Annotated in this window: 8 protein-coding genes; 5 read left to right on the forward strand and 3 right to left on the reverse strand. The window is 41.8% G+C overall.

Annotated elements, in window-relative coordinates; all coding sequences use genetic code 11:
• Positions 1–38 precede the first annotated feature (38 nt).
• Positions 39–851 (forward strand): 2-amino-4-hydroxy-6-hydroxymethyldihydropteridine diphosphokinase, encoded by an 813-nt coding sequence (folK, locus tag PAN06_RS05300; protein ID WP_269795783.1) that lies wholly within the window; start codon positions 39–41, stop codon positions 849–851.
• Positions 852–896: 45 nt separating this feature from the next.
• On the opposite strand, the gene PAN06_RS05305 is transcribed toward folK, so the two are convergent.
• Positions 897–1214, reverse strand: coding sequence for a DUF960 domain-containing protein (locus PAN06_RS05305; protein ID WP_000886035.1), 318 nt, complete (start codon positions 1212–1214; stop codon positions 897–899).
• Between the two features lie 235 nt (positions 1215–1449).
• On the opposite strand from PAN06_RS05305, the gene ccpA reads away from it, so the two are divergent.
• Positions 1450–2460, forward strand: a complete 1011-nt coding sequence (gene ccpA / locus PAN06_RS05310; RefSeq protein ID WP_001090628.1) for a catabolite control protein A — start codon at positions 1450–1452, stop codon at positions 2458–2460.
• A 51-nt stretch (positions 2461–2511) separates the two neighbouring features.
• On the opposite strand, the gene PAN06_RS05315 is transcribed toward ccpA, so the two are convergent.
• Entirely contained in the window at positions 2512–3474 is a 963-nt protein-coding gene (locus PAN06_RS05315) for an asparaginase (RefSeq protein ID WP_269795784.1), read from the reverse strand.
• Between the two features lie 65 nt (positions 3475–3539).
• On the opposite strand from PAN06_RS05315, the gene PAN06_RS05320 reads away from it, so the two are divergent.
• Complete coding sequence (locus PAN06_RS05320) at positions 3540–4931, forward strand: Cof-type HAD-IIB family hydrolase (RefSeq protein WP_269795785.1); 1392 nt, start codon at positions 3540–3542, stop codon at positions 4929–4931.
• 136 nt (positions 4932–5067) lie between these two features.
• Here PAN06_RS05320 and PAN06_RS05325 read toward each other — a convergent pair whose 3' ends face one another.
• Positions 5068–5520: a universal stress protein gene (locus PAN06_RS05325; RefSeq protein ID WP_024058091.1), complete on the reverse strand. Its 453-nt coding sequence runs from the start codon at positions 5518–5520 to the stop codon at positions 5068–5070.
• A 160-nt stretch (positions 5521–5680) separates the two neighbouring features.
• Here PAN06_RS05325 and PAN06_RS05330 point away from each other — a divergent pair, with 160 nt between their 5' ends.
• Both PAN06_RS05330 and PAN06_RS05335 read left to right on the forward strand, forming a co-directional pair.
• Positions 5681–5974 (forward strand): hypothetical protein, encoded by a 294-nt coding sequence (locus PAN06_RS05330; protein ID WP_023947049.1) that lies wholly within the window; start codon positions 5681–5683, stop codon positions 5972–5974.
• Between the two features lie 156 nt (positions 5975–6130).
• Positions 6131–6898 (forward strand): aminotransferase class I/II-fold pyridoxal phosphate-dependent enzyme (locus tag PAN06_RS05335; RefSeq protein WP_269795786.1); only part of this gene is annotated, 768 nt, incomplete at its 3' end.

Consider the following 6898-nt stretch of genomic DNA (forward strand, 5'->3'; position numbering starts at 1 on the left):
AATCCGCTTTGGGCGGATTTTTCTAGAAAGGAATCATTATGGATCAACTGCAGATTAAGGATTTGGAAATTTTTGGCTATCATGGTCTTTTTCCTAGTGAGAAAGAATTGGGGCAGAAGTTTGTTATTTCCGCAATCCTATCCTATGATATGACCAAGGCGGCGACAGATTTGGATTTAACGGCTTCTGTCCATTATGGAGAACTGTGTCAGCAGTGGACGACTTGGTTTCAGGAAACGAGTGAAGATTTGATTGAAACGGTAGCTTATAAACTGGTGGAACGTACTTTTGAGGCTTATCCTCTTGTCCAAGAAATGAAGTTGGAACTGAAAAAACCTTGGGCACCGGTGCATTTGCCACTAGATACTTGCTCGGTAACCATTCATCGCCGCAAGCAACGAGCCTTTATCGCCCTAGGAAGCAATATGGGAGATAAACAAGCAAACTTGAAACAAGCCATTGAGAAAATGCGAGCTCGAGGTATCCATATTCTCAAAGAGTCCAGTGTCTTGACGACGGAGCCTTGGGGTGGTGTGGAGCAAGATAGCTTTACTAATCAAGTGGTTGAGGTGGAAACCTGGTTGCCCGCCCCAGTCTTGTTAGATACCTTACTAGCCATTGAGTCAGAGATGGGAAGGGTTAGAGAAGTGCATTGGGGACCTCGTTTGATTGATTTGGACTTGCTCTTTGTAGAGGATCAGATTCTTTATACAGACGACCTCATCTTGCCTCATCCTTATATAGCAGAACGTCTTTTTGTTCTTGAATCTCTTCAAGAAATTGCGCCTCATTTTATCCATCCTACATTAAAGCAACCTATCCGCAACTTGTATAATGCTTTGAAACAATAGAAAAAACTCTAGTTTTCAGTCACTTGCAACTGAAGGCTAGAGTTTTTAAAATAGGTCATTTTCTTCTGGGAGGAGGATAGTTTCTCTACCGTCCATATCTAAAACCAGTACTCTCGGGGGATAAAGAGGGTCGAAAGGGTGGTTAAAATCAAAATCAATGGCTGTAGGGAGGTGTTGACTTGAGAAGTGGAAGGTAATTTTTCCTTGGTTATTGAGCAATTGAAACTCAAGTTCTTCTTCCAATTCAAAGACATTTTTTAAGAAATGGTCGATGATATACCAAAAAGAGTCAATAACGTCATCAGGCAAGCTGGTAACAATGCCAAAACTAGCTGACCGCATGTGGGTATTGGTAAAAGCCATATTTCTTCCCCTTTCTTTTCCCTTATCATACAGCAAATAGGATTAAAAATCAAGAAAAGGTGATTTTTTCTTCATAAACATAGCTTCCTATGAAATTTTTTCAAATAATCTTCAAAAAATGCTTGAAAGTGTTTACAAATAGTGATAAAATGGAATAAGTAGAATCATGAAAACGAAATTTTCATACCGTCTCTTTTTTGGAGTCTCGTGAGGTATGATATAGAAAGGAAATGGAATGAATACAGACGATACAGTAACGATTTATGATGTCGCCCGTGAAGCAGGAGTTTCAATGGCGACAGTTAGCCGTGTAGTCAATGGCAATAAGAATGTAAAAGAGAATACTCGAAAAAAAGTGCTTGAGGTGATTGACCGTTTAGATTACCGTCCAAATGCAGTGGCGCGTGGTCTTGCAAGTAAAAAGACAACCACTGTCGGTGTCGTGATCCCAAATATTACCAATGGTTATTTCTCAACGCTTGCTAAAGGGATTGATGATATCGCTGAAATGTACAAGTACAATATTGTCCTTGCTAATAGTGATGAGGACGATGACAAGGAAGTTTCAGTTGTCAATACACTATTTTCTAAGCAAGTGGATGGTATCATCTTTATGGGCTACCACTTGACTGAAAAAATTCGTTCAGAGTTTTCTCGTTCTCGAACACCAGTTGTTCTTGCAGGAACTGTGGATGTAGAACATCAGCTTCCAAGTGTCAATATTGACTACAAACAAGCAACGATTGATGCAGTAACCTACCTTGCTAAAGAAAATGAGCGCATTGCTTTCGTTAGCGGTCCATTAGTGGATGACATCAATGGTAAGGTTCGTTTGGTTGGCTACAAGGAAGCCTTGAAAAAAGCAGGGATTTCTTATAGCGAAGGATTGGTATTTGAGTCTAAATACACTTATGAAGATGGCTATGCCTTGGCAGAGCGTTTAATTTCATCAAACGCAACTGCAGCAGTTGTAACAGGTGATGAACTGGCAGCAGGTGTCTTGAACGGCCTTGCTGATAAGGGTGTATCAGTACCAGAAGAGTTTGAAATCATTACTAGTGATGATTCGCAAGTCTCACGCTTTACCCGTCCAAACTTGACAACTATTGCCCAACCTCTCTATGACCTTGGTGCTATTAGTATGCGTATGTTGACTAAGATTATGCACAAAGAAGAGTTGGAAGAACGTGAAGTTCTCTTACCTCATGGTTTGACAGAACGTCGTTCAACACGAAAACGTAAATAGAAAAAATCAGGGAATCGTGAAGATTTCCTGATTTGTTTTTAGAAAAGAGACTTACCCTTCCATATAGTCTTTCAAAGCCTGTCCTGTTAGTCCGGCATTGAGGGCGATGAGGAGTTTCAAACGGGCTTTTTGGGCGTTGAGTTCTTTAACAAAGAAGACACCAGATTTTTGCAACTGCACGCCCCCGCCTTGGTAGGCATAAACAGGCTCAGCGATACCGTTAAAGCATCGTGAAACCAGGGCGACTGGGATTCCTTTTTGTAGAAGGCTTTCTAACTTTTCAGCCGTTTCTTTGGGAATATTACCAGCTCCGAAGGCTTGGATAATCAAACCGTCCAATTGTTCCAAATCCAGCATATCAATCAGCTCATCTGTCATACCAGCATAAGCCGAGATGATAGGGACCAAGCCTTGTATGTGATCAAGGTCAAAGCGAACACGAGGTTCAGCTGTTTTGAAGTAGAGAATTTCCTGTTTCATGATGAGACCAAGTGGCCCGTGTGTTGGAGTCTGGAAGGTGCCGACGTTGGTTGTATGCGTTTTGGTAACATACTTGGCAGCGTGGATTTCATCGTTCATAACGACCAAAACTCCTTTATCAGCAGCCCTGTCATCGCTAGCCACTCGTAGAGCACTTAGATAATTATAAACACCATCACTGCCGAGTTCATTGGAGCTGCGCATGGCACCTGTTAGAACGATAGGCATATGAGGAACTTCCATGGTATCAAGGAAATAGGCTGTTTCTTCTAAGGTATCTGTCCCATGTGTGATCACCACCCCATCATAGTTATTCGCTTCTTCTTTGATTTTTTGGTAGAGGGCCAGCATATGCTTGGGTTTGATATGAGGGCTTGGCAGGTTAAAAAAGTCCAAGGCGTGGACATGGATTCCTTCAAGAGGATTGGACACATGGTTCATGGGATTATCTGAACTCGTCACAACAGCGCCAGAAGCATCGGCCTGCATGGAAATAGTCCCACCCGTATGTAAAACAAGGATTTTCTTAGGCATGATTTACTCACTCTTTCTGAAATGTGGTATAATCATTGTATCACAAAAGGGGAGATTGGGATAGGATGGAAGTCAAAGCTGTTTTTTTTGATATCGATGGAACCTTGGTCAACGATCGCAAGAGTGTTTTGAAATCCACTAAGGACGCGATTAAGATTGTCAAAGAACAAGGGGTGCTTGTTGGTGTAGCAACGGGTCGAGGACCTTTTTTTGTTAAGGAATTGATGGACGATTTGGACCTGGACTTTGCGGTAACCTACAATGGCCAGTATATCTTTACTAAAGACAGAGTCTTGTTCACGAGCCCAATTTCCAAGTTACATTTGCGCCAGCTTATTACGTATGCTAAAAAAGAGGGTAAGGAGATTGCCCTAGGGACCAAGGAAGCCATGTTGGGTTCTAAAATCATGTCCTTTGGTTTGGGTTCTTTTTCCCAACGAATCAGTCGCTTCGTTCCCTCAGTTTTAACTCGGACGGTGAGTTATTCCTTTAATCGTATGGTCAGCAAGGTTGTTCCCCAAAAGGAAGAAGACCTGCTTCATCTGATGAATCAGCCCATCTACCAAGTTTTGATGCTGATGACACCAGAAGAATCTGAGAAGGCAGCAGCTGATTTTGAAGATTTGAAATTGACACGTAGCAATCCTTTTGCAGCAGATGTCATCAATCAAGGAAACTCTAAATTGGAAGGCATTCGACGAGTTGGGAAAGAATATGGTTTTGATCTCAACCAAGTCATGGCCTTTGGTGACTCAGATAACGACCTTGAAATGCTGGCTGGTGTCGGTATGTCGGTCGCTATGGGAAATGGTAGTAGCAGTGTTAAGGAAGTGGCCAAGCACATTACCACTAGTAATCAGCAAGACGGAATCCACAAGGCCCTGGAACATTTTGGTGTTCTGGCATCAGAAAAAGTCTTTGTCAGCCGTGACTATCATTTCAATAAGGTCAAGACCTTCCACCACATGATGGATGAACGAACCCAAGAAGAACCTCGAGCTTGGGATTTAGAAGGTGCAACCCACAGGGCTGGCTTTAAAATAGAAGAATTGGTGGAGTTTGTTCGAGCTGCCAGTCCTTCTGAAGAGGACTTTGATCAAGCTGTATCGCAACTTCATCAAGCTCTTGATAAGGCAGCAGATAAAGTAACTAAGAAGACGCCTGCTCAGCAAGATTTGATAGGGCAGGTGGATGCCTTGATTGACACGCTTTATTTCACCTACGGTAGTTTTGTCTTGATGGGGGTGGACCCAGAACGTATTTTTGATATTGTTCATCATGCCAATATGGGGAAAATTTTTCCAGATGGCAAGGCTCACTTTAATCCAGTGACCCATAAAATCTTAAAACCAGATGATTGGGAAGAAAAATATGCTCCAGAACCTGCTATTAAAAAGGAACTGCAGCGCCAGCTCAAGGCTTATGAGCGTCATAAAGAGAGAAATAATACTCAATGAAAATCAAAGAGCAAATTAGGAAACTAGCCGCAGGCTGTACTTGAGTACGGCAAGGCGACGTTGACGTGGTTTGAAGAGATTTTCGAAGAGTATAAATAGTAAACAAAAAGGAGCGCTGAGCTCCTTTTCTTCGTGACTATAGGGTTTTTTCTTGTTCTCTCACAACCAGCAAATCAACCTTAGCATGGCGGAGGATGTATTCAGATGAAGAGCCGACCAAGAGGCGTTCAAAGGCGTTGAGACCAGTTGCGCCAACAAGGATGAGGTCCACTTCCTCAGCATCGGGAATAGTACGTGCCAAGAGGGTTTTTGGATTTCCCATTTCAATGACGATATGAACATCTGCCACACCAGCATCTCTTGCACGTTTTTCGTACTCTTTCATCAGACTTTCAGCGTCGACTTGGAGTTCTTCGTAAACTTCAGCATCAAAGGTGGATACGCTTTGGAGAGCGCGTGTGTCAATGACATGTGCGATGGTGAGTTTAGCGTCGTTTCGTAGAGCAGAATGAACTCCCTTGACAAAAGCCAAGTCCGCTTCTTTAGAACCATCGATTGCGACCATGATATTTTGGTAACGTTGTGCCATAATGAAACCTCCTGAAATTTTCTTACTATAATTGTAAACCTTTTCACTATAGAAGTAAAGCAAAAAAGGTATTTTTTAAAAGAATATTAGCGCTTAAAATCTATATAAATATATGATAAAATAAAAGAAAGGATAGCAGGAAAGAAGTGAAGGGGGGAGAATGATGAAAAACGCTTTTCAAAAATCAAATTTCCTTTATTATGGAATCATCCTAGTTTCAGTCTTGCTAGAAGTTATCATGGTCTGGCAATTAGAGAGTCTGGTACCGCTTCTTTATCCAGGGTTTATAGGTTTTTTAGTCTTTCATGTACTCTACCATCTAATTTTATTCCTAGTTGCAAAACGAAGTGGGCGTTGGGATTACTTGATGATATGGGGACTTTTCCTCATGTTCAATCTTCTTTATGACTCCTTTTTAGGCTTGCTTTTTCTAGGTTTATCTTTTGGTATGTAATGTGACTTTCGCAAAATACCTGCTATCTCCCCTGTCTTGACCTCGCTTTTAGTGAGGCTTTTCTTCTATACGAAACTAGTAACACATTTCAGTAAACTTGTCGCATTTTCTTTCTAGTGGTATAATGTTACTATCCTGATGAATTGAGGAAACAAGATGAAAGAATATAACAAGTCTAGTAAGTTAGAGCATGTTGCTTATGATATCCGTGGTCCTGTTTTGGAAGAAGCCATGCGAATGCGAGCAAATGGAGAAAAGATTTTACGTCTGAATACAGGAAATCCAGCAGAATTTGGTTTTACAGCGCCAGACGAGGTCATTCATGACTTGATTATGAATGCGCGTGATAGTGAAGGTTACTCTGACTCCAAAGGGATTTTCTCAGCCCGTAAGGCTATCATGCAGTATTGTCAATTGAAGAAATTTCCAAATGTAGATATTGATGATATCTACCTTGGAAATGGTGTTAGTGAATTGATTGTCATGTCTATGCAGGGGCTTTTGGACAACGGGGATGAAGTCTTAGTGCCAATGCCAGACTATCCTCTCTGGACAGCAGCTGTCAGCCTAGCTGGGGGAAATGCCGTTCACTATATCTGTGATGAAGCTGCAGAATGGTATCCAGATATTGACGATATCAAGTCAAAAATCACTTCCAATACCAAGGCGATCATCCTTATCAATCCAAATAATCCAACTGGAGCCCTTTATCCTAAGGAACTCTTGTTGGAGATTATTGAGATTGCCCGTCAAAACGATTTGATTATCTTTGCGGATGAAATTTACGACCGCATGGTCATGGATGGACATGTGCATACGCCTGTGGCGAGTCTGGCACCAGATGTCTTCTGTGTCAGCATGAATGGCCTGTCAAAATCTCATCGTATCGCTGGTTTCCGTGTGGGTTGGATGGTCTTGTCTGGA

The sequence above is a fragment of the Streptococcus sp. SM3 genome, from assembly GCF_027497875.1.